This is a genomic window from Aquimarina amphilecti, assembly GCF_900109375.1.
GTDB lineage: Bacteria > Bacteroidota > Bacteroidia > Flavobacteriales > Flavobacteriaceae > Aquimarina > Aquimarina amphilecti.
The window spans coordinates 354,323-376,320 of sequence record NZ_FOAB01000004.1 but is presented as its reverse complement, the minus strand read 5'-3'; the positions used below and the strand labels follow the sequence as shown (position 1 = coordinate 376,320).

Genomic DNA, 21,998 nt, shown 5'->3' with positions numbered 1-21,998 from the left:
TAAGGGTAGTGCTAAATTGACTAAATAATGTTTTAAGATACTAAAACTGTTATTTTTAAAGACTTTATAGTACTTTAGCTCGCGTAATAAAGTTGTAATGAAGAAAATATTAATTCTAGGAATACTTTTTTTATATATAGGAAATGCTTTTGGACAGTTAGAAAGAAAGATTCCTTTTTCAATTGCTGTTGCAGCTCACATCAAAAAATATAATCTAAAAAGTAATGAAGCATATAAAGATCAAGATCTAGAGTATGCCAAATTCTTATTTGATTCACTTGTTCAAAATCATCTGGTAGGAACTTATATGGATGATTTTAAAATGAGTCCATTAAAAGGCGAACCTATCTCTTTTAAAGAAATTGAAAAACCTATATTCCTAATTACATATGCCACTTGGTGTGTTCCTGGTATTGGAGAAATACCAGCACTGAATGACTTATCGGATAAATTTCATGATCAAATAGATTTCATTGTCTTATTCTGGGACACAAAAGAGAGACTGAAGGAAAAAGTTGGTGAGTACAGTGAAAACATTCAACTATTATATGTTAATGAACTTACTAATCAGAATTCCTACATCATTAACAACCTGAAGCATTCTCTTGGATTCCCTATGATGTACTTTATGGATAGCGATAAAAAATTGTTAGATATTCGTAAAATTGTTACTCATCATTCTAGCGAAACTCTCAGTAACTCTTATACAATACATTATAATTCTCTATCTAAAGGGGTTTCTCTTTTAATAGCTGATCTTGATGCCAAAGGTGCATTAGCTGTTCCCGCAGAGGAAGATAAAAAAGAGCTTAAAGTTAAAGGTGACTCAAGAACACAAGAAGAACGCGATATAGATGAAGAATATGAGCGTTATAGACGAGAGAAAGATTCTTTAAACAATCAGAGAGGAAACAATAGATAAGAATTATTTATATTTTTATTTATTTCCCAAAAATCATTTTTAAGGCCACAAGTAAAAGAATCCCACCAAAGATTTTTTTCAAAGTCGCTTGATTTAGAGAAACTGCAAACTTACTTCCCAAATAGCCTCCTATAATAAAAGTAATCGCCATTATAGCGGCGAACTTCCAATTTACGTGACCTTCTTTATAGTAGTTGAAAGCCGCCAATAAAGTTACAGGTACAGAAAGTACCGCAAGACTTGTACCTTGCGCTTGATGCTGTGTAAATCCAACCCATAATATTAACAGAGGTATCATTACTACACTACCACCAATACCCATAGTGCCGCTAAGAAAGCCAGCCAATAGCCCTATAACTACTAATGAAATAACTGTCATTGTATCCATACTACAATTTTACAATAATTGTAGATGTGGCAACATAAAATGTAGAAATAATTTAGATAAGCACTAGATATTATTGTCCTAGTCCAGTTTTATAATACCCTTCTCTCGGAATTTTAATTAAATACTCCTTTCCCGTACCATTATTAAGATGAGTTTCACGCAACCAAGGGTTATGTAATTTCAAAATCTTATAATTGATATTATATTTAGCAGCGAACTCATTAAAATCTACTATTGGTTCATCAACTAAAACATTAAAAGTAGGAATATACTCGTATAAATCATTTTTAGTAAAGTTAAACCCATACTTTTTAGGATTACTTAGGATCTCTTTTACTGCTGTAATTCTAAAAACATACCTCCCTGTTTCCTGACCTAAAAGAAGATCATAATACGTAGTAGCATTTTGTCTTTTTAATTGCTTATTTATTCCTCCAGGACCAGCATTATAAGCTGCTGCTGCCAAAGTCCAGCTTCCAAAACGCTTTTTAGCATTCTTTAAATACTTACAAGCAACTCTTGTTGACTTTTCGATATGGTAACGTTCATCTACATTGTTGTTTACTTCTAAACCATATTCTTTTCCTGTATTTTTCAATATTTGCCAGAAACCTGTAGCTCTAGCAGGTGATACTGCTTGAGTCAAACTACTCTCTATAACTGCCAGATATTTAAAATCATCAGGAACACCTTCTTCTTTCAATATAGGCTCTATGATAGGGAAATATTTATTAGCTCTTTTAAAAAGCAATAACCCATTAGATTGCCAATATGTATTAACCAACAATTCTCTATCCATTCGTTCTCGAATATCAGGATTTTCTACAGGAACTAATTCTCCTGCAAAATTCATGTTATCAGGCATGGGAACTGCGTAAACATTGTAGTCATTAATCAATTTCTCTTCTAAAAGTTCCTGAGCAATTGGTTTCTGAGGTTCTTGTTGTGTAGCATTTACTAGAATACTAAAAGTAAATAGTACACCTAAAAAAACTAGCATTTTTTTTATCATCTTCATCTTTAAGTAGGTTTTATTGGGGAATAAATTCTTAAGTTTCCAAAATAATGTAAAATATTGGAATATTGGCAATTAATTCTCAATTATTTCTGGTAAATGCTTATTAAACCAGCGCGCACGATTAATAATCATCACATGAGTCCCTTTTTCTACGGTTATACAGTTATCAATATAATTAATAGGAAAAACAATATCCTTAGTACCATGGATATGTACAATCCCCTCAATAACCTCTTCTTGATCCCAACAAACTATCTTCTCTATCGCCCAATCCAAATAAGTCTTATCATTTACCGATAAATACTTCTGATACATGGCGGCTCTCTTTTTCGCAAAATCTCCAAAGGCTAATTTTTCCCAATTCTCTATTTTTGAAACTAACGATGTAGGCATCAATTTATAAGCTTTTGTTTTTCTAACAAGTCTCATTCGCTTCGGCAATTCGTGCTTTGTCTTCACACTAGAAATCACAACCAATTTACTAACATTAAGATACTTACTCATTTCCTGAACCATAATTCCTCCAAAAGAAACACCTATAAGAACACATTCTTTATGTTCAATCTCTTCACACATTCGTTTTGCATAGGATTCGATAGATTCATTTTTTTCAGGAATCTTCCAAGAGATGGTATATGTTCTATATTTTTCTTCAGGTAATTTTATATATTCAAAAATAGATACGTCTGCAGCCATACCAGGAACAAAATAAACATGGGTAACTTCCTTCATACTAGGTATTTTAACAATGGTTTATACGTTTAAAGTTCTAATTTTCTTATCTTTGCAGCTCAAAACTATAGTAATACTTTATCAGAAAAAAGTAAAGAGGATATTAAATTATTGTAAAAGGGAAAATTTTAACTAACAAATCTTAGTTAGGCAAAGCTAGTGATACTAAAATTTGATCTTCACAATATCGTAATTTTTTATAAATTTTATCAAATTTCTGTAAACAACAAACTGTATGTTTAGAACCCATTTTAATTTTTATCAATAGTAAATTAAAAAAAATATGGAGAACATGAGCGATGTGGAATTAGAAATAGTAGACAACGAATTTTTAAGACAATTCGAGACTACTATTGAAGGTCAGAAATCAAAGATCGAGTATGCTCAACAAGAGAGAAAAATATTCCTTACAAAACTCGTGATGAGCGAGGAACAGATGGAAAAGGGATATTCTGAAGAATTTATAGTAGCTGTTTTTAATATTATCGAAGAACGTAATATTAGACTTGTTCCTACAAGCCCTATTATCGCAAAATTTATGCGAAAGAATAGAAGAAAATATAAAGACCTTCTTCCTGTTGGAATCAACATATAGAAGTATCTTTTAAAAACATTAAAACCTGCTCTAGAGCAGGTTTTTTTTATATTTTAATTTATCATTCAGATCACATATGATTATTAGAATTACTTTCTAATAGTTAAAAATGTATTATCCTAAAAGCTCAAACCTAACCACGCCATCATCATCAATATCGGTTAGTTGTACACGACATAATGTATTTACATAAGAAGGATCCCAAGGCATCTTTACTTTTACATAGTTCTCTGTAAATCCATGAATATACCCTTCTTTATTTTCCGATTCAAACAACACTGTTCTTTCTGTTGTTAACTGACTTTCATAAAAAGCTCTTCTTTTCTTAACAGATAAACCTCGTAACATCTTACTTCTTTTCTTTCTCACATCTTGCGGCACTACATTTTCTAACGAAGCAGCAACCGTATTCTCCCTCTCAGAATAGGTAAATACGTGTAAGTACGAGATATCTAATTCAGATAAAAAATTGTAAGTATCTAAAAAATGATCATCTGTTTCCCCAGGAAAACCAACAATAACATCTACTCCTATACAAGCATGAGGCATTACTTCTTTTATTTTCCGCACCCGATCTACATATAAATCACTCATGTATCTACGACGCATCAGTTTCAATATCTCGTCATTACCCGATTGTAAAGGAATATGAAAATGAGGTACAAATGTTCTTGATTTTGACACAAAATCAATCGTTTCATTTTTCAAAAGATTTGGTTCTATAGATGAAATACGAAGCCTTTCTATACCATTTACTTCATCAAGAGCTTGTACCAATTCATAAAAAGTATGTTCGTGCTTTTTATTACCAAACTCTCCCTTTCCATAATCACCAATATTAACCCCAGTAAGTACAATTTCTTTAATACCTTTTTCCGAAATCTCTTTCGCATTTTTCAATACATTTTGTAATGTATCACTACGTGAAATACCTCTAGCTAAAGGAATCGTGCAATATGTACACTTATAATCACAACCATCCTGAACCTTTAAAAAAGCTCTAGTGCGATCGCCTATCGAATAACTCCCTACATAAAAATCTGCTTCTTCAATTTCGCAAGAGTGAACTTCTCCAAATTCATTCTTAGATAAGTCATTAATATAATCGGTAATTTTAAATTTCTCGGTAGCGCCTAGCACTAAATCCACTCCATCCACCGCAACCAATTCTTCTGGTTTTAATTGCGCATAGCAACCAACTGCAGCTACAAAAGCATCCGGATTCACCTTTTGAGCCTGCTTTACAATTGTTTTAAATCTTTTATCAGCATTTTCTGTAACAGAGCAAGTATTTATTACATAAATATCAGCGTTTTCAGAAAAATCCACACGATCAAACCCTTCGTTTGTAAAATTTCTGGCAATAGTAGAGGTTTCTGAAAAATTCAGTTTACAACCTAAGGTATAAAAAGCTACTTTCTTTCTCATTAACAATTATGAAGTCATTTCTGCAAAGACAGAAATCTATTTATATTTACACTTGTTTTTAACCAAAAGATCCCGACCTTCGTTAGTATCTTAATTAAAAGCCGTCAAAGATACCAACAATAATCCGTTTACTAAAATTGAAAATCAACCAATTAACTTATATAATTCACTATTTAACAATAGCTTATCTATGCACACTATGCTTTTCTTGCAGTAGCCCTTCTGAAGAAAATGAAGATCATATGGTATTTAGATACAATGAATACTCTAATACACTTACGCTAGACCCCGCGTTTGCACGTAATCCATCTATTATTTGGCCCACCAATCAACTATTTAATAGCCTAATCCAACTTGATGATTCCTTAAACATACAACCAGATATCGCTAAAGATTGGGAAATTTCAGATGATAATCTAACTTATATTTTCATTTTAAGAAACGACGTAAAGTTTCATAAACACGCTGAATTTAAAACCACAGATAGTACACGAATCGTAACTGCTAATGATTTCGAATACAGTTTTGATAGATTAAATGATCCAAAAGTAGCATCTCCCGGAAACTGGGTTTTAAAAAATGTAGACACGTACAAAGCAGTCAATGACACTACATTCCGGATACAATTAAAAAAGCCTTTCCCAGCATTTTTAGGATTAATGAGCATGCGCTATTGTTCCGTTGTCCCAAAAGAAATTGTTGACTTCTACGGAAGTGACTTTAGAGCAAACCCTATTGGTACTGGACCATTTAAATTTAAATTATGGGAAGAGAACGTTAAATTAGTCTTACGTCGTAATGAACTATATTTTGAAAAAGACAAGAACGGGAAACAATTACCATACTTAGAAGCAGTGGCCGTAACTTTCTTGCCAGATAAACAAACCGAATTTTTGCAATTCGCGAAAGGAGAAATTGATTTCTTAAATAGTTTGGATGCATCGTATAAAGATGAATTATTAACTCCAAGCGGAAAACTTAGAGATAAATATAAAGATCAAGTAAACTTATCCAAAGGACCATATCTAAACTCCGAGTATCTTGGATTCTACTTGGATGGAGACAAAGATGAAGTAAAATCCGAACTACTACGCAAAGCTATTAACTATGGTTTTGACAGAGAAAAAATGATTACGTATCTAAAAAATGGTGTTGGAACTCCTGCCACCAATGGTTTTATTCCAAAAGGTTTACCTGGATTTAATAATCAAAAGGGATTTACCTATAACCCAAAAAAATCTCGTAAACTCATTAAAGAATATATCAAACTTACCGGAAACCAAAACCCAACCATTAGCATTGCAACCGATAGTAATTATCAAAGTATTTGTGAATTTATACAACGTGAACTAGAAAAGATCGGACTTAATATTATTGTGGATGTAATGCCTCCATCTACGATAAGAAAAAAGAAATGGAGCGGAGAATTAGATGTATTCCGAGCAAGTTGGATCGCAGATTATCCAGATGCCGAAAATTTCTTATCACCATACTATAGCAAGAATTTTACACCTAACGGTCCTAATTACACACATTTTAAGAATGAAACTTTTGATCGATTGTATGAAGAAAGCTTTTCTATTAAGGATATAAAAATACGGGAAGCGTATTACGCTAAAATGGATTCGATTGTAATTGCCCACGCTCCTATCGTACCTCTGTACTACGATCAAGTAGTTCGTTTTACCCGGAAAAATGTAAAAGGATTAACCAATAATCCGCAAAATTTCTTAGTTCTAAAACGCGTTTGGAAAGAAAAATAACTCTTTTATAATTCCTCCTAACGAAGAACGAAACACTTTATCGACTAAAAAACACACTTAATCGATGTTTTTTACTATATTCGCCATCAATTAATATTATTTTAACCAAAATCTTATGAAAAAAACCTATGTATTTGCATTAGCATCCTTAATGCTAGCAGCAGTATCTTGTAGTGACGATGACTCTAACTCAGGAATCGTAACAGTTACTCCGGATCCAACAGAAGAAATCTCTCTTAATCCTGATGACGTATCTGGAGGTATTATCATTGACAACGGAACGCAAGTTTCTGGAAATGCACCAACACCTACTGGAACACTACCTTTTAGCTTAGACGAAACTTCGCAATCTGGTTTTCAGAAAAATGGTTTCGATATTACTTTTGACGCACCATCTAATTATGCAGGAGCTTATATCCAGGTGCAATCCGAAGATGGAACAACAGCTGATGAATACTGGAATGTTTCTATTCCTGGTAGATCAAATGTAGTTACCAATGAAAAAAGAAAAGGATTATTTAGCGAGCAAACAAACAGATTAAATGATCAAGAAATTGAAATTGATGTAGATTTTGAAGACAACGTATCTGCTGGTACTTTTTGTTACCTAATATGTATTTATGATACTGATGGAAATATTAGTCAGCCAGTAGAAGTATGTGTAGAAGTAGAAGCGTGGGGAGGAAATCCTAACTTAGTTGGTACTTGGAACTACACAAAAAGAACTAGAAATGGAGTTACAGAAGATACTATCGGCGCAGAAGAATGTGATGAAACTACTGTATTTTGTGCAAATGATACAGAATTATTGATAGAAGATGCTTATTGTGATACTCTTTTATCACTTCCTATAACATTTAATGCTGATGGTACTTATACTTATGTAGAGACAACCAATTACACCAATTTGGATTACGAAGCTACAAGAGAAACTTGTACAGCAACTTTTGAAACTGAAGCTGAAGAATTATATAGTTCTAGAGGGAATTGGGCATATGATGAAGAAGAAGGAAAATTAACTTTAGTAGAGTTTGAATATACAGAAACTGTTAATGGAGATCCTTCAACAGGTATCGAAGAAAACGGATATCTTTTATTTGATGGTAAAGCAACTGTAACTGACAGTCTTATTATCGAAGGAGATTATGACGATGACCAGGAGACGTACACTGCAGAATTTCATTTTAATAGATAACATTTCTTTTATCTAAATACTATAAAACTAAAACCCCATCTTTTTTATTAAGATGGGGTTTTTATTACTCATAACTCTTTCGCCATATTTTTGTTTCTTCAAAAATATGTTCTAAGATTTTTTGATCTTCTTCAGTTAATTCAATACTGCGTCGAGACATCACTACTTTTGCTACTTCAAAAGCTTTTTTGGTCAAATACGTAGTAAAACCACTACTTCCTCCCCAACTATAACTAGGCACAAAATTACGCGGAAATCCACTTCCGAATACATTAGCATTTACTCCTACTACAGTTCCCGTATTAAACATTGTATTAATACCACATTTAGAGTGATCTCCCATCATTAATCCACAAAACTGCAGTCCTGTTTTTGCAAAACCTTCAGTTTCATAACTCCATAATCGCACTGGAGCATAATTATTTTTAAGATTTGATGTATTGGTGTCTGCACCAAGATTACACCATTCCCCTAATACTGTATTCCCTATAAAACCATCATGCCCTTTATTAGAATATCCAAACACCACAGAATTACTAACCTCTCCTCCTATTTTAGAATGGGGGCCAATTGTAGTTCCTCCATATATTTTAGCGCCCATTTTTACAGTAGCATGATCACACAACACAAAAGGCCCTCTGATTAAACTCCCCTCCATAATCTCTGCATCCTTACCAATATAAATAGGTCCTGCAGAAGCATTGAGCGTAGTAAACTCTAATTTAGCACCTTCTTCTAAAAAAACTTTTTCCGATGCAATTACATTATTACTTTCTGGTATCGGTTGACTTTCTCTATCCTTAGTCAACAAATCAAAATCTTCTTTAATTGCCCGTTCATTTTTAGAAAAAATATCCCAAGTATATTTAACCGTAAATACATCGTAATTATATTGTATCACTTCATACACATCAAAATTTACCTCTTGATCTTCTTTTGCATAAAAAGCAATTGGCTCATCATCATAAAAAATAGCTTGATCTGGCTCTAAATTTGAAACCATCTTTGCTAAATTTTCTGTTGGCAGAAATGAAGCATTGATCATTACGTTCTCCTCTAATTCTACCATTGGATATTTCTCACTAAGATAATCCTCAGTAATCGTAGAAGTAGCATACCCTAAATGTTTTTCCCATTTCTCTCGAATAGTCAAAATTCCGATTCTGATATCAGCAACAGGTCTGGTATACGTAAAAGGAAGAAGTGAATTTCTGGAAGCTCCATCAAAAAGAATATAATTCATAACTCTAAAAGTGAAAAATTTGTATTGCGAATCAAAAATACGGTAACGTATAAAAACAAAAAAGCCTTTCTGAAAAGAAAGGCTTCTTAAAATCGTTGTGTACTAAATTACTTTTTGAATTTAGCATATTTGTTTTTGAACTTGTCGATACGTCCTGCAGTATCGATAAGTTTAGATTTACCTGTATAGAAAGGATGAGAAGTTCTTGAAATTTCTAATTTCACTAACGGATACTCAACACCATCAACTTCAAGTGTTTCTTTAGTATTCGCAGTAGATTTAGTTAAAAAAACTTCATCATTTGACATATCCTTAAAGGCAACTAGTCTATAATTATCTGGGTGAATATCTTTTCTCATTATATTATATTATCATTTTCGAGGTGCAAATTTAAACATTATTTATAAAATAGCAAGATGAAATGAAATAAATTATTTTGGGAATAAATAGTAATTAGTTATTTCCTGTACTTTCATAATTTGAAATCTCACACAAAATCCTTCCTAATATTGATAAAAAAGAAGTTTGAGGACCATTTTCAGCATTAGTACAATCATCATCACTATCCTTTGAAGCATTAGAATTACTCTTAGTAAAAGAGAAATATGCAATTACAACTTCTCTTAACTCATCTTCTGTTAAATTAAGATTTACAACAAAATAATAAAGTTCCAAAAACTCTTCACTCTGTGTACTTAAGAATTCTTGTTCCATTTGATTTAATTCTTCTTCTGTTAATCCACTGGATGATTTTGTTTGTAAATCATTTATGAATTTGCTGTAACTAGAAGAAGGAACTACATCTTCAACAAATAATTTTACAAGATTTTCCACTTTCAATTCTTTTTCTTGTTCTGATAATTGATCAGTAGTTTCTTCCACAGAACAAGATGTAATTAATACAAGCATAAAACTTGCTAGATAAAGTAATTTTGTTTTCATATTACAATATTTTGGGAGTTAAAAAGCTAAAAAAAGCGGCTAAAGTGCATCTTGACTTTTATTATCTTTGACTTGTAAAAAACAACAAAAACGATGGTTTAACCGTAATTCTATAACGTAAATATAGTCTTTTTTTATCAATCACAAGTCTAAAAAATAGAAAATAACTATCTTGCAACTAACATTTTATTATATTTGACTATTCAAAATGTTAAGAAAATCCAAAATAACTCAATGAAAAGTAAGAGTATTCCTATAAAAAAATATATTTTAAAATACGGAGTTATTTTCGGTATTATAAGTGTCATTTTTAGTCTTACTACGTATTTAAGAGGAAATTATACTAATCAAGGCTTATTTCATTTAATCTTACTTTCATTTATCACAATAGGTAGTATAATGACCGGTTTATTGGTCTTTAAATCAAAAAACAACAACTTTATAAGTTTACTGGAAGCATTAAAAATAGGTGTTGGAATATCAATTTTAGGAGGGATACTATTAACAAGCTGGGAAGTTTTACTAATCCATTACATAGACCCTGAAATCATTACGCAATTGGAAGATGCTCAGATTAAAAAAGTTGCAGAGTCATCAGCCAATTTTACTCAAGAAGAAATTGAAAAAAAAATTAAAATGACTCAGAGAAACACTTCTGCGATGTCTTGGATTCTTCTTGGTTTCATTGAGGATTTAATTGTAGGATTCCTAATATCCCTTGTTTCTGGCCTCATCATAAGAAAAAAGAGAGATCCATTTAAGTAACCCTACTCCACATTTAATTATCCATATCAATATTTTTCTGAGCAAAATGTAACAAATTCGTAAATTTGTGTACTTATGTGTTATATCTAAATAACCAAAACTATATAATTATGGAAAAATCTGTTAAATCTAATGCGATATCTCTTGGAGTTATTTTAGGAGTAGTCCTATCACTTGTAACTGTTCTTGCCTATACTGTATATCAAGGAATGTATACTAATTGGATGGCCGGAATTGGATTATCGCTAATGATCATCGTCTTTGGTATCATATCTGCAGTAAAAAGTAGAAAGTTACTTGGAGGTTTTATAGACTTTAAAAAAGCATTCACTTCGTATCTAATTACCGTTGCAATTGGTACCTTAATAAGTACTGTCGTAACTATTTTAATATATGTTGCAGTTGATCCAGATGCTGCCACTGCGATTAATGAACAGGTTATAGAATCTACCGTTGGTTTTATGGAAAAATTCGGAACACCAGAATCTGAAATTGAGAAAGCAGTAGCTAAAATGGAAGAAGAAAATCAGTTTAGCCTTGTTAATCAAATAAAAGGTTGGTTCTGGGGAATGCTTATATACATCATTATTGGGTTATTAGCTTCTTTAGCAATAAAAAAGAAAGAGCCTTTATACTAGAACATACATAAAGTAAAAAATACAATTGGATTGCCTAAACGGCAATCCAATTTTTTTATGTAATTTTCTATAAATGGAATACCTATATTTGTCAACCAAATCATTTTACTAAATTATCAATGGGGGTTTCTCATAAAAATTTTCTTACTTACATTCTTGGTGTAGCTATATTAACAGGTATTGCCAGAGTAGCGTTGGATTACCTATCAAGAATATTAAACATATCTCCCATCTTATATTATCTTACTTTTTTGATTGCGTTGATATTGGAGATTGTTATCATTATATATGTAATCAAAAAGTATAAAACACATAAAAGTGTATTAAATATTACTGATGCATTAAAAGTTGGGATTATAATAATGGGTATAGTTGGCTTGTGTTACTGTTCTATGGCATATATATATGACGTTTATATAGATCCTGATTTTCAAACCAATATGACATTGCGTTTTACAGAACAGTTTACTCCCGAGCAATTGGATCAGGTGAAACAAAATTTAGAAAATCAAGATAGTAGTAAATCCTATATCGGTGTCATTATGTATACCATATGGTTTATATTTATTGGGACTGTGATATCATTAATTGCAGGTTCCGTTTTCAAAACTAAAGTAGCATCATCATAGTATGGATATTTCTGTAGTCATACCATTGCTTAACGAGCAAGAATCACTTACTGAACTTTATAATTGGATTGTAAAAGTGATGCAATCTAACAAATATACGTATGAAATTCTTTTTATTGACGACGGTAGTACCGATAAGTCTTGGGATACTATTACCTCTTTATCAAAAAAAGATCAAAATGTAAAAGGAATACAATTCCTTAAGAATTATGGTAAATCGCAAGCGTTACATGCTGGTTTTGCAGAAGCGCAAGGAGGTGTAATCATTACTATGGATGCAGATCTACAAGATAATCCAGAGGAGATTCCGGAAATGTATGACATGATCATTAAAGATGGATACGACTTAATATCTGGTTGGAAAAAGAAACGATATGATTCTGTAATTGCCAAAAACTTACCATCTAAACTTTTTAATGCAGCAGCAAGAAAAACATCTGGTTTAAAATTACACGATTTTAATTGTGGATTAAAAGCATATAAAAATCAAGTAGTTAAGCAGGTAGATGTTCATGGAGAAATGCATCGTTACATACCTGTATTAGCAAAAAATGCCGGATTTAATAAAATCGGTGAAAAAGTAGTTCTACATCAAGCTAGAAAATACGGAAAAACTAAATTCGGGATGAACCGTTTCGTAAATGGGTTCTTAGATTTGATCACCATTTGGTTTATGTCTCGTTTTGGGAAACGACCTATGCATTTCTTTGGTCTAATTGGTACAATCCTTTTTATAATAGGTTTTTGTTTTTCATTATATTTAGGGATAGACAAACTCTTTATAGAAAAAACAGGAAGATTGATAGCCTCACGACCAGAATTTTATATCGCTTTGACATCGATGATACTAGGAACACAGTTTTTCTTAGCTGGTTTTCTAGGAGAAATTATGTTAACCAGCAAACGTGATAAGGAGCGATATCATATTTCGGAAAAAATACATTTATAACCCTCTATTGTATGATAAAAATTTAGACAAACACCCCTTTTATCATTACATTATTAAATAACCTAAATTTAACGTGATTCTTCCTTTTTACAGGAATTTTCTAACAAAATTAAATAGTACTTTTATCAACAAAACCTAAACAAATGCAAGTTTCAGAATCCTTAATCCACACTAGAGTCCAAGAATGGTTATCGCCTGTTTTTGACAAACAAACGCAAGAAGAAATTGTAAAACTACAACAACAAGACTCCGAAATATTAAAGGAGAGTTTTTATAAAGACTTAGAGTTTGGAACTGGTGGTATGCGGGGTATCATGGGAGTAGGAACAAATCGCATAAATAAATACACCTTAGGAAAAAGTACACAAGGGTTAAGCAATTATTTACAGAAACAATTCCCTGGTGAACAAGCAAAGGCTGTAATCGCATACGATTGTAGAAATAATAGTGATACACTGGCACAATTGGTAGCGGATGTATTTTCTGCCAATGGAATACAGGTATATTTGTTTTCTAGTTTACGACCTACACCAGAACTTTCGTATGCTGTAAAAGAATTAGGATGTCATTGCGGAATCGTGTTAACTGCTAGTCATAATCCTCCAGAATATAACGGATATAAAGTTTATTGGCAAGATGGAGGACAATTAGTACCACCACAAGATGGCGAAATCATTGCCGAAATAAACACTCTGAATTATGCTGATATTAAGTTTGATGCAAATACAGAACTTATAAAAAAAATAGATAAAGAAATTGATACTCCTTTTATAGAGAATAGTGTAAAAAATGGAAGTTTTGCAGCTACACAAGAAGCAAAAGACAATACAACTATTGTATTTACCTCACTACATGGCACATCCATCACTGCGGTTCCTGAAACTTTGAAGAAGGCAGGATACAACAATGTGCATATTGTAAAAGAACAGGAAGTGCCTGATGGTAATTTCCCAACTGTAAAATCTCCAAATCCAGAAGAGCCAGAAGCACTTGCAATGGCAACAGCACTTGCCGAAAAAGTGAATGCCGATATTGTAATCGGAACAGATCCAGATTGCGACCGATTAGGGATTGCCGTTAGAAATAGTAATGGAGAATTACAATTACTTAACGGAAATCAAACCATGATCGTAATGACTTGGTTTTTATTAAAACATTATAAATCAAAAGGAATAAAAGGAAACGAATTTATTGCCTCTACTATCGTATCCACTCCAATGATGAAAAATCTTGCGGCTGCTTATGAAGTAGAGTATAAAGAAGTACTTACTGGTTTTAAATGGATCGCTAAACTGATCAAAGACTTCCCTGACAAGCACTTTATTGGTGGTGGCGAAGAAAGCTTTGGTTTTATGGTAGGTGACTTCGTTAGAGATAAAGATGCCGTTACCTCTACCCTTTTAGCCTGCGAGATTGTTGCGTACACAAAATCTCATGGAAGTTCATTTTATAAAGAGCTATTAAATTTATACGTTGATCACGGCTTTTACAAAGAAAACCTTGTTTCTCTTGTAAAAAAAGGAATAAAAGGAGCTGAGGAAATCAAGCAAACAATGATCGATTTAAGAAACAATCCTCCTACTGAGATCGCTGAAGAAAAAATTGTATTAATTGAAGATTATCAAACAAGCATAGCAACAAATACTTTAGATAAAACTCAACATTTGATTGAAATCCCAAAATCTAATGTATTGATTTTTTATACTGAAGCAGGAAGTAAAATAGCCGCAAGACCAAGTGGAACTGAACCAAAAATTAAGTTCTATATGAGTGTACAAGAATCTATTGACGATTTGTCAGCTTTTGATACTGTGGAACAAAAACTGAACACTAAAATAGCAGCAATCAAAAAAGATTTACAGTTAACTTAAATGACGGTTATTACCGTTTCTAAAATAATTAATGAATTACTTTAAACAAATCCTTCGCTTTGCGAAACCTTATAAAATATATGCAATATTAAATATCATATCAAATATTTTCTATGCGCTATTCGGAACACTGGCAATGGTATCTTTATTCCCAATGTTAAATGTTCTTTTCGACAAGACTAAAAGAGTTAGTCAAGAGCCTGAATGGAATGGTATTTTAAAAATTAGAGAATACGCGGAAAGTTATCTTAACTATTTTGTTACTCAAAAAGCAGAACAAGGAAATGATGATGTACTCCTATTTATGGTTGTATTAGTCATTACTATGTTTTTTATGAAAAATATCTTTAGCTATTTAGCTATGTATTTCATTACGTTTTTAAGAAATGGAGTATTAAAAGATATTAGAAATGAATTATATCAAAAAACAGTAGATCTTCCTCTTTCTTACTTTTCAGAAAAAAGAAAAGGAGACACTATCGCCAGAATTTCTACAGACGTATTGGAGATTCAACATTCCTTTTTATCTATATTAGAATTGATAGTAAGAGAACCGCTAATGATTATATTCACTATATGTGCGATGTTATTAATTAGTGTGAAGCTAACGATATTTGTTTTTATTTTTATTCCAGTTTCAGGTTTTTTAATTTCCTTAATCGGAAAAAAACTTAAAAAACACTCTGATAAAGTTCAGAAAGAGCAAGGGTACTTTCTATCCATAGTAGAGGAAACGTTAGGAGGATTAAAAGTTATTAAAGGGTTTAATGCCGAGAATATTTTTGGGAAAAAGTTTCAAGAATCTACATTAAGGTTTTACAATTTTTCGAATTCACTATTAAATAGGCAAAACCTAGCATCGCCTACAAGCGAATTTTTAGGAATTACTGTAATAGCTATACTATTATGGTATGGTGGTCAAATGGTACTCGTTGAAAAATCATTAGATCCAGGTCTTTTTATTGTTTATATGGGCCTTGCTTATAATATTCTAACTCCGGCCAAAGCTATTTCTAAAGCAAGTTACGGAGTAAAAAGAGGAAACGCTGCTGCGGAGCGTGTATTAGAAATTCTTAATACAAATTCACCATTACAAGATAAACCAAAAGCTGCAGTAAAAAACGACTTTGCTACAGACATTCGATTAGAAAACATATCATTTAAATATGAAGATGAATATGTTTTAAACGATTTCAATCTTACTGTCCCTAAAGGAAAATCGGTAGCTTTAGTTGGCCAATCCGGTAGTGGTAAATCTACCATAGCTAACTTGGTCACTAGATTTTATGATGTAAATAAAGGTGCTATAAAAATTGATGGAGTTGATATTAAAGATATTACTAAAAATTCTCTTAGAGGCTTAATGGGATTAGTTACACAAGATTCTATTTTGTTTCATGATACTATCAAAAACAATTTACTAATAGGTAAGGAAGATGCAACCGATGAAGAAATTATTAACGCCTTAAAAGTTGCCAATGCTTGGGAATTTGTAAAAGAAAAACCAGAAGGGCTTAATTCAGTAATTGGAGATAGTGGAGACAAGCTAAGTGGAGGTCAAAAACAAAGACTTTCGATCGCAAGAGCTGTATTAAAAAATCCACCTATTATGATTTTGGATGAAGCTACCTCAGCTTTGGATACAGAAAGTGAACGTTTAGTTCAATCTGCCTTAGAAAATATGATGAAAAATAGAACAAGTATCGTTATTGCACATAGGCTATCAACTATACAAAATTCTGATTTAATCGTTGTAATGCAAAAAGGGCGTATTGTAGAGCAAGGAACTCACGAAGAACTTATTGCTAAGAATGGAGCTTATCAAAAACTAGTTACCATGCAATCATTTGACAACTAAATCATATGATTATCAAATATTTATAAAACAAAAAAGAGCGTCTACACGCTCTTTTTCTTCACACAAATCATCTTAATTTAGGGGCTTAATCTAAAATTAAAACTCACTTTTATAAAAACCTTCATTTTGGGGGAAATGAAAGTACTAACTCATTTTCACAGTGTAAATATAGAACTATTTTTGTATAACGCAAACAAAAAATGTATTTTATCTATAAAAACTAACTTTTTAACATTTAAAAACACATAAATCAATAAAAGAGTAAGTAAAAACCTACTTTTAAATTACTTTTCAAATACTTATTATTCAATTATAGTACATGAGGACAGATATACATATAAACAAAAAAGAGCGTCTCCACGCTCTTTTTCTTCACACAAATCATCTTAATTTAGGGGCTTAATCTAAAATTAAAACTCATTTTTATTAAAATCTTTCATCTTGGGGAAAATGAAAGCGTTAACTCTTATTTACAATGTAAAGATACTATAATTTTGTAAACACGCAAACTTTATATGCTTTTTATCTATAAAAAATGTATTAAAACATAAAAATCAAATCAAAAATAACAATAAAGTAGTATTTTTCTTACTTTAAAAATAAAAAAGTAAGAAACTAAAAAAACAATGAAAACAAAAAAAAGAGTGCGGAAACACTCTTTTAATTGAAACAAATCATCTTAATATAGGGGCTTAATATAAAATAAAAACTAAAATTATTTTTTTGAATTCTACATTTTAAAAATGTGAAAGTATCTTTTCTAAATTACAATGTAAAGATAATACATTTTTTTAATAAAACAAATTTATTGTGTATTTTGTCCAAAAAATATATTGTTTTAGCAGAAATAATATATTTATTCCTACAAATTCTTACAAAGAAAATAATTCAATATCATATTAAACCTTTTTTTGTTATTTTAGTCTAATAGTAAACTAGCGTATACTAATCATTACTTAAATCATTATTTACTATTGAATATTCAAGAAGAGGACTTACTTATAGCGTTACAAACAGATAAAGACATAAATAATGCCTTTACTAAGCTTGTATCTATGTATAAGCAACGGTTATATTGGCACATAAGAAATATGATCAAAAATCATGACGACACCGATGATATCCTACAAAATGTCTTTATAAAAGTATATAAAAACATTTCAAAATTTAAAGGAGATAGTAAATTATATTCTTGGATGTATAGAATTGCAACCAATGAGTCAATCACCTTCTTGAATCAAAAAGCAAAAAAGTATAATATTAGTAATGAAGAACTACAACAACAACTTATTGAAAACTTAGAAGCCGATGTATATTTTGAAGGAGATGAAATCCAACTTAAGCTACAAAAAGCAATAGCATTATTACCTCAAAAACAACAACAGGTATTTAATATGAAATATTTTCAAGAATTAAAATATAAAGAAATCTCTGAAATTCTGGAAACTAGTGAAGGAGCACTAAAAGCATCCTATCATTTAGCGTCCAAAAAAATCGAAGAATATTTAAAAACTAATTAAACCTTTTTACATTTACAGCGTCCTAGATATAGTGAAAAATAATAATTTACATAACAACAAAGAAGGATTTAAAGTTCCCAGTGATTATTTCGAAAATTTCGAAGAGAAACTTTTTGAAAAAATTTCTATGGATGATCAAGTCAATTCTGCACTCCCCAATAAAGCTAACTCTGGTTTAAAAGTTCCAGAAAACTATTTTGATAAGCTTGAGCACGATATATTTAAAAACATAAATTCTGAGAATCAGGAATCTTCTATATTAGCTGGTGGTATCAAAACGGGATTAAGCACTCCTGAAAAATACTTTGAAAATGTAGAGAACACTATTCTACAAAAAACAATAAATACCAATCAAGAACCTAAAATAATATCACTTTTATCTCGGAAAAACATTTTATATATCTCTGGTATAGCTGCTATGATAGCTATTATAATTTCTATATCAATAAATAAAGGACAAGATTCTTTTAGTTTTGATTCTGTTGACATAGTAGATATTCAAGAATATTTCGATGAAGGAAATGCAGAATTTAGTGATTCTGAAATTGCAGAATTATTAGACGAAGAAATTAACCTAACAAATACATTTAGCGACGAAGATATTACTGATGAAGAATTAGAAAACTATTTATCAGATGAAGAATTAGAGGATGAAATTATATATGTTGAATAAAAAAGAACACATGAAAAAGATATTATTACTATTTATTATCGTTTTTACTATTAACTTCTCTTTTGGTCAAAGAGGACCTAGAGGAAAAGTAAAAGCTTTAAAAATAGCTTACATAACGGAACAACTAGACTTGAGCAGCAAGGAAGCACAACAATTTTGGCCTATTTATAATGAGCATGAGGAGACTATGGAAGGGTTCAAAAGAAAGGAGCGTAAGTCAATTAAAGCAATAAAAGAGGCAAATGGTTTCGAAAACTTAAGTGAAAAAGAATCAGAAGAATTTTTAAACAACTACATTAAAGCAGAAGAAAAAAAATTCCTTACTCGTAAAAAACTAATTTCAGATTTAAGACAAGTGATTCCGCATAAAAAAATCCTAAAACTGGTAAAAGCAGAAATGGATTTCAATAAACGTCTATTAAAACAATTACGTAATAGGCGGCAAGGAAAGTAATAATAGATCTTACCTATATTGTACAAAAAGTAAATGAACCTTATTGATCATTTACTTTTTTTGTTTTAAAAATTAATTTTGCCATCCTATTTTTTCCAGCAGCAACTGCAATACTATCATTTATAAAACGAATTGTATAAAAGCTTTCTGTACTAATATCTTTCCAAGTGTTTCCCGAATCACTTGAAATAGATATTCCTGTAAAGCCAACCGCTACAATTTCTTTTCCTCCACTATTAGGTACATAACGTACACAACTCTTATATCCAGCTCCCACTCCATCAGCAATTAAACTCCAATTCTTACCTCCATCATTGGTAATGGCTTTGTTTTTTTTGTTTACTTCTGGTTTTGTATAATCTCCTCCGAAAATTATTCCATTACTTTTATCATAAAAATCCAATGAATAAGCTCCCGAAGTCTCGGTTCCCTGAAGTATAGGGGTTGTAGAAACATCCCAACTATTACCTCTATCTGATGAATAAAACACTCTGGATTTTATCCCTCCAGATACAATCCAAACATCATTACCTATTATTCTTATATTTCCATTACTAGCCGCAAACGCAGCTTCACCTTCTGCTGTATTGGGTAATACATCGCAAGAAAGTTTGCTCCAAGTTTCGCCTCCATCTCTGGTAATTATAACAGATAAACATCCGTCTGTTGGATCTCCCATGGCAATTCCTTCAGTATCATCCCAAAACACCATAGCATCATAAAATACTTTATCATGATGTTCTTTATAAACCAATTTCACCTCTCTACTTTCCTTATTTACTTGGTACAATAGCGCTGGAGATTCAATACTCAATACAAAAAAGTTCGTTTTGGTTTGTGCAATAGCTCTAAATTGATTTTTCTTTCCTTCAAAACCTAAGATGGCAATTTTCTTATTATTTATATTAAATTTCTCATCAATATCAAAAGTTCCATATATTCCATTACTTCCAGCAAACATTAATTGATCATCACTTATTTCGATAGCTCTTATGCTTACTGTATCACTATAAAAAGGCATTACTGTTACCGCAGAAAAATCATGTTTAATGATCATACGTTTTTCAGTACTACAACTAAAAAGAAATATTACAACAATTAGTGACAGTAAAAATCTCATACCCAATATTTTTAAACCAAATATAACACTATTCTAAAGCAAAGGATTACCTTTGCAAACCTTAAAAAAATAAAGGATGCGTTTACATAGAAATCTGGTCTTTGCTGTAATTGATGGACTTAATGAAATTTTTAATGAAGGAGCTTATGCAGATAAGGTAGTTCAGAAATTACTAAAACGAGACAAAAGATGGGGCTCACGTGACAGAAGTTTTGTCGCAGAAACTGTATACGACATAGTTAGATGGAAACGTCTCTATTCTGAAATTGCAGACATCTCTGAGCATTATTCAAGAGAAAACCTATGGAAAATATTTGCAGTTTGGGCTACACTTAGAGGAATTACTTTACCAGATTGGAAGCAAATCGCCCCTACTCCAACCAGACGTATTAAAGGTCGTTTTGATGAATTAAGCAAGATTCGAAAATTTAGAGAATCTATACCTGATTGGATGGATGAATTAGGAGAAAAAGAACTTGGATCTAAATGGGAAAAAGAAATTGCTGCTTTAAATGAACAAGCACCAGTTATACTAAGAGCAAATCTATTGAAAATATCTAGAGATAAACTTAGAGGTATTCTCGAAGATGAAAACATTGATACCGAATTTATAAAAGGATATTCTTCGGCGCTTCAACTTACAGAACGAGCCAATGTCTTTTCTACTGAAGCTTTTAAAAAAGGATTTTTCGAGGTACAGGATGCTTCATCACAATTAGTAGCTGAATTTTTAGATGTAAAACCTGGTCAACGAGTAGTAGATACTTGCGCAGGAGCTGGAGGAAAAACATTACACTTGGCAGCATTAATGGAGAATAAAGGTCAAGTCATTGCTATGGATATCTATAGTAACAAACTAAAAGAACTTAAAAGAAGAGCTAGACGTGCAGGTGCTCACAATATCGAACCGAGAACCATCGAAAGCACTAAAGACATAAAGAAACTTCATAACAAAGCTGATCGCGTTTTAATCGACGCTCCTTGTAGCGGGTTAGGTGTATTAAGCAGAAATCCTGATGCTAAATGGAAATTACAACCAGAATTTCTAGATAAAATCAAACAAACGCAATCAGAAATTTTAGAAAGTTATGCTAAAATGGTTAAGCCTGGTGGAAAGCTAGTATACGCAACTTGTTCTATATTACCTTCAGAAAACCAAGATCAAGTTAAAGCTTTCTTAACGAAAGAAATAGGAAAAGATTTCACCTTTGTTAAAGATAAAAAGGTGCTTTCTTCAGAATCTGGATTTGATGGATTTTATATGGCATTATTAGAAAGAAAATAACTCAACACAT

22 protein-coding genes are annotated in these 21,998 nt (G+C 31.5%); 14 read left to right on the top strand and 8 right to left on the bottom strand.

The window, feature by feature from the left end; all coding sequences use genetic code 11:
• Nucleotides 1-97 precede the first annotated feature (97 nt).
• On the top strand, nucleotides 98-922 hold the full coding sequence (locus BMY33_RS12295; RefSeq protein ID WP_091408842.1) for a TlpA family protein disulfide reductase: 825 nt from the start codon (nucleotides 98-100) through the stop codon (nucleotides 920-922).
• Between the two features lie 19 nt (nucleotides 923-941).
• On the opposite strand, the gene BMY33_RS12290 is transcribed toward BMY33_RS12295, so the two are convergent.
• From BMY33_RS12290 to BMY33_RS12280, 3 genes are all read right to left on the bottom strand, one after another.
• Nucleotides 942-1,310, bottom strand: a complete 369-nt coding sequence (locus BMY33_RS12290; RefSeq protein ID WP_091408839.1) for a sulfite exporter TauE/SafE family protein — start codon at nucleotides 1,308-1,310, stop codon at nucleotides 942-944.
• 70 nt (nucleotides 1,311-1,380) lie between these two features.
• Nucleotides 1,381-2,328, bottom strand: a complete 948-nt coding sequence (locus BMY33_RS12285; RefSeq protein ID WP_091408837.1) for a lytic transglycosylase domain-containing protein — start codon at nucleotides 2,326-2,328, stop codon at nucleotides 1,381-1,383.
• A gap of 72 nt (nucleotides 2,329-2,400) precedes the next feature.
• Nucleotides 2,401-3,060: an alpha/beta fold hydrolase gene (locus BMY33_RS12280; protein ID WP_091408835.1), complete on the bottom strand. Its 660-nt coding sequence runs from the start codon at nucleotides 3,058-3,060 to the stop codon at nucleotides 2,401-2,403.
• Nucleotides 3,061-3,352: 292 nt separating this feature from the next.
• Between BMY33_RS12280 and BMY33_RS12275 the strand changes: the two genes are divergently transcribed.
• Complete coding sequence (locus BMY33_RS12275) at nucleotides 3,353-3,655, top strand: N-acetyltransferase (protein ID WP_027392050.1); 303 nt, start codon at nucleotides 3,353-3,355, stop codon at nucleotides 3,653-3,655.
• 114 nt (nucleotides 3,656-3,769) lie between these two features.
• On the opposite strand, the gene mtaB is transcribed toward BMY33_RS12275, so the two are convergent.
• On the bottom strand, nucleotides 3,770-5,083 hold the full coding sequence (gene mtaB, locus BMY33_RS12270) for a tRNA (N(6)-L-threonylcarbamoyladenosine(37)-C(2))-methylthiotransferase MtaB (RefSeq protein WP_091408833.1): 1,314 nt from the start codon (nucleotides 5,081-5,083) through the stop codon (nucleotides 3,770-3,772).
• A 242-nt stretch (nucleotides 5,084-5,325) separates the two neighbouring features.
• Here mtaB and BMY33_RS12265 point away from each other — a divergent pair, with 242 nt between their 5' ends.
• Nucleotides 5,326-6,846, top strand: coding sequence for an ABC transporter substrate-binding protein (locus tag BMY33_RS12265; RefSeq protein ID WP_091408830.1), 1,521 nt, complete (start codon nucleotides 5,326-5,328; stop codon nucleotides 6,844-6,846).
• A gap of 115 nt (nucleotides 6,847-6,961) precedes the next feature.
• Nucleotides 6,962-8,041, top strand: a complete 1,080-nt coding sequence (locus BMY33_RS12260; protein WP_091408827.1) for a hypothetical protein — start codon at nucleotides 6,962-6,964, stop codon at nucleotides 8,039-8,041.
• 64 nt (nucleotides 8,042-8,105) lie between these two features.
• On the opposite strand, the gene BMY33_RS12255 is transcribed toward BMY33_RS12260, so the two are convergent.
• The 3 genes from BMY33_RS12255 to BMY33_RS12245 all read right to left on the bottom strand — a co-directional run bounded on the left by BMY33_RS12255 (nucleotide 8,106) and on the right by BMY33_RS12245 (nucleotide 10,226).
• The gene (locus BMY33_RS12255) at nucleotides 8,106-9,284 is read right to left on the bottom strand and encodes a GlmU family protein (protein ID WP_091408824.1); all 1,179 of its coding nucleotides are present in this window, start codon (nucleotides 9,282-9,284) and stop codon (nucleotides 8,106-8,108) included.
• Nucleotides 9,285-9,391: 107 nt separating this feature from the next.
• On the bottom strand, nucleotides 9,392-9,643 hold the full coding sequence (locus BMY33_RS12250; RefSeq protein ID WP_027392055.1) for a type B 50S ribosomal protein L31: 252 nt from the start codon (nucleotides 9,641-9,643) through the stop codon (nucleotides 9,392-9,394).
• Nucleotides 9,644-9,737: 94 nt separating this feature from the next.
• Nucleotides 9,738-10,226, bottom strand: coding sequence for a hypothetical protein (locus BMY33_RS12245; protein WP_091408821.1), 489 nt, complete (start codon nucleotides 10,224-10,226; stop codon nucleotides 9,738-9,740).
• Between the two features lie 234 nt (nucleotides 10,227-10,460).
• Here BMY33_RS12245 and BMY33_RS12240 point away from each other — a divergent pair, with 234 nt between their 5' ends.
• From BMY33_RS12240 to BMY33_RS12200, 9 genes are all read left to right on the top strand, one after another.
• Nucleotides 10,461-10,991, top strand: coding sequence for a DUF4199 domain-containing protein (locus BMY33_RS12240; RefSeq protein ID WP_091408819.1), 531 nt, complete (start codon nucleotides 10,461-10,463; stop codon nucleotides 10,989-10,991).
• Nucleotides 10,992-11,101: 110 nt separating this feature from the next.
• Entirely contained in the window at nucleotides 11,102-11,629 is a 528-nt protein-coding gene (locus tag BMY33_RS12235) for a DUF4199 domain-containing protein (RefSeq protein ID WP_091408817.1), read from the top strand.
• Nucleotides 11,630-11,748: 119 nt separating this feature from the next.
• Nucleotides 11,749-12,258 (top strand): DUF4199 domain-containing protein, encoded by a 510-nt coding sequence (locus BMY33_RS12230; protein WP_091408815.1) that lies wholly within the window; start codon nucleotides 11,749-11,751, stop codon nucleotides 12,256-12,258.
• A 1-nt stretch (nucleotide 12,259) separates the two neighbouring features.
• Nucleotides 12,260-13,207 carry a glycosyltransferase family 2 protein gene (locus BMY33_RS12225; protein WP_091408812.1) on the top strand — a complete coding sequence of 316 codons (948 nt, stop codon included), beginning with the start codon at nucleotides 12,260-12,262 and terminating at the stop codon, nucleotides 13,205-13,207.
• Nucleotides 13,208-13,350: 143 nt separating this feature from the next.
• Complete coding sequence (locus BMY33_RS12220; protein ID WP_091408809.1) at nucleotides 13,351-15,078, top strand: phospho-sugar mutase; 1,728 nt, start codon at nucleotides 13,351-13,353, stop codon at nucleotides 15,076-15,078.
• A 31-nt stretch (nucleotides 15,079-15,109) separates the two neighbouring features.
• The gene (locus tag BMY33_RS12215; RefSeq protein WP_091408807.1) at nucleotides 15,110-16,936 is read left to right on the top strand and encodes an ABC transporter ATP-binding protein; all 1,827 of its coding nucleotides are present in this window, start codon (nucleotides 15,110-15,112) and stop codon (nucleotides 16,934-16,936) included.
• 980 nt (nucleotides 16,937-17,916) lie between these two features.
• On the top strand, nucleotides 17,917-18,456 hold the full coding sequence (locus tag BMY33_RS12210) for an RNA polymerase sigma factor (RefSeq protein WP_425284222.1): 540 nt from the start codon (nucleotides 17,917-17,919) through the stop codon (nucleotides 18,454-18,456).
• 31 nt (nucleotides 18,457-18,487) lie between these two features.
• Nucleotides 18,488-19,129, top strand: coding sequence for a hypothetical protein (locus tag BMY33_RS12205; RefSeq protein ID WP_091408803.1), 642 nt, complete (start codon nucleotides 18,488-18,490; stop codon nucleotides 19,127-19,129).
• 10 nt (nucleotides 19,130-19,139) lie between these two features.
• Nucleotides 19,140-19,583, top strand: coding sequence for a hypothetical protein (locus tag BMY33_RS12200; protein ID WP_035084715.1), 444 nt, complete (start codon nucleotides 19,140-19,142; stop codon nucleotides 19,581-19,583).
• A gap of 40 nt (nucleotides 19,584-19,623) precedes the next feature.
• Here the strand turns inward: BMY33_RS12200 and BMY33_RS12195 are convergent, their stop codons facing one another.
• On the bottom strand, nucleotides 19,624-20,703 hold the full coding sequence (locus tag BMY33_RS12195) for a sialidase family protein (protein ID WP_091408800.1): 1,080 nt from the start codon (nucleotides 20,701-20,703) through the stop codon (nucleotides 19,624-19,626).
• 76 nt (nucleotides 20,704-20,779) lie between these two features.
• Here BMY33_RS12195 and BMY33_RS12190 point away from each other — a divergent pair, with 76 nt between their 5' ends.
• Nucleotides 20,780-21,988, top strand: coding sequence for an RsmB/NOP family class I SAM-dependent RNA methyltransferase (locus BMY33_RS12190; RefSeq protein WP_091408798.1), 1,209 nt, complete (start codon nucleotides 20,780-20,782; stop codon nucleotides 21,986-21,988).
• The last annotated feature ends 10 nt before the right edge of the window (nucleotides 21,989-21,998 follow it).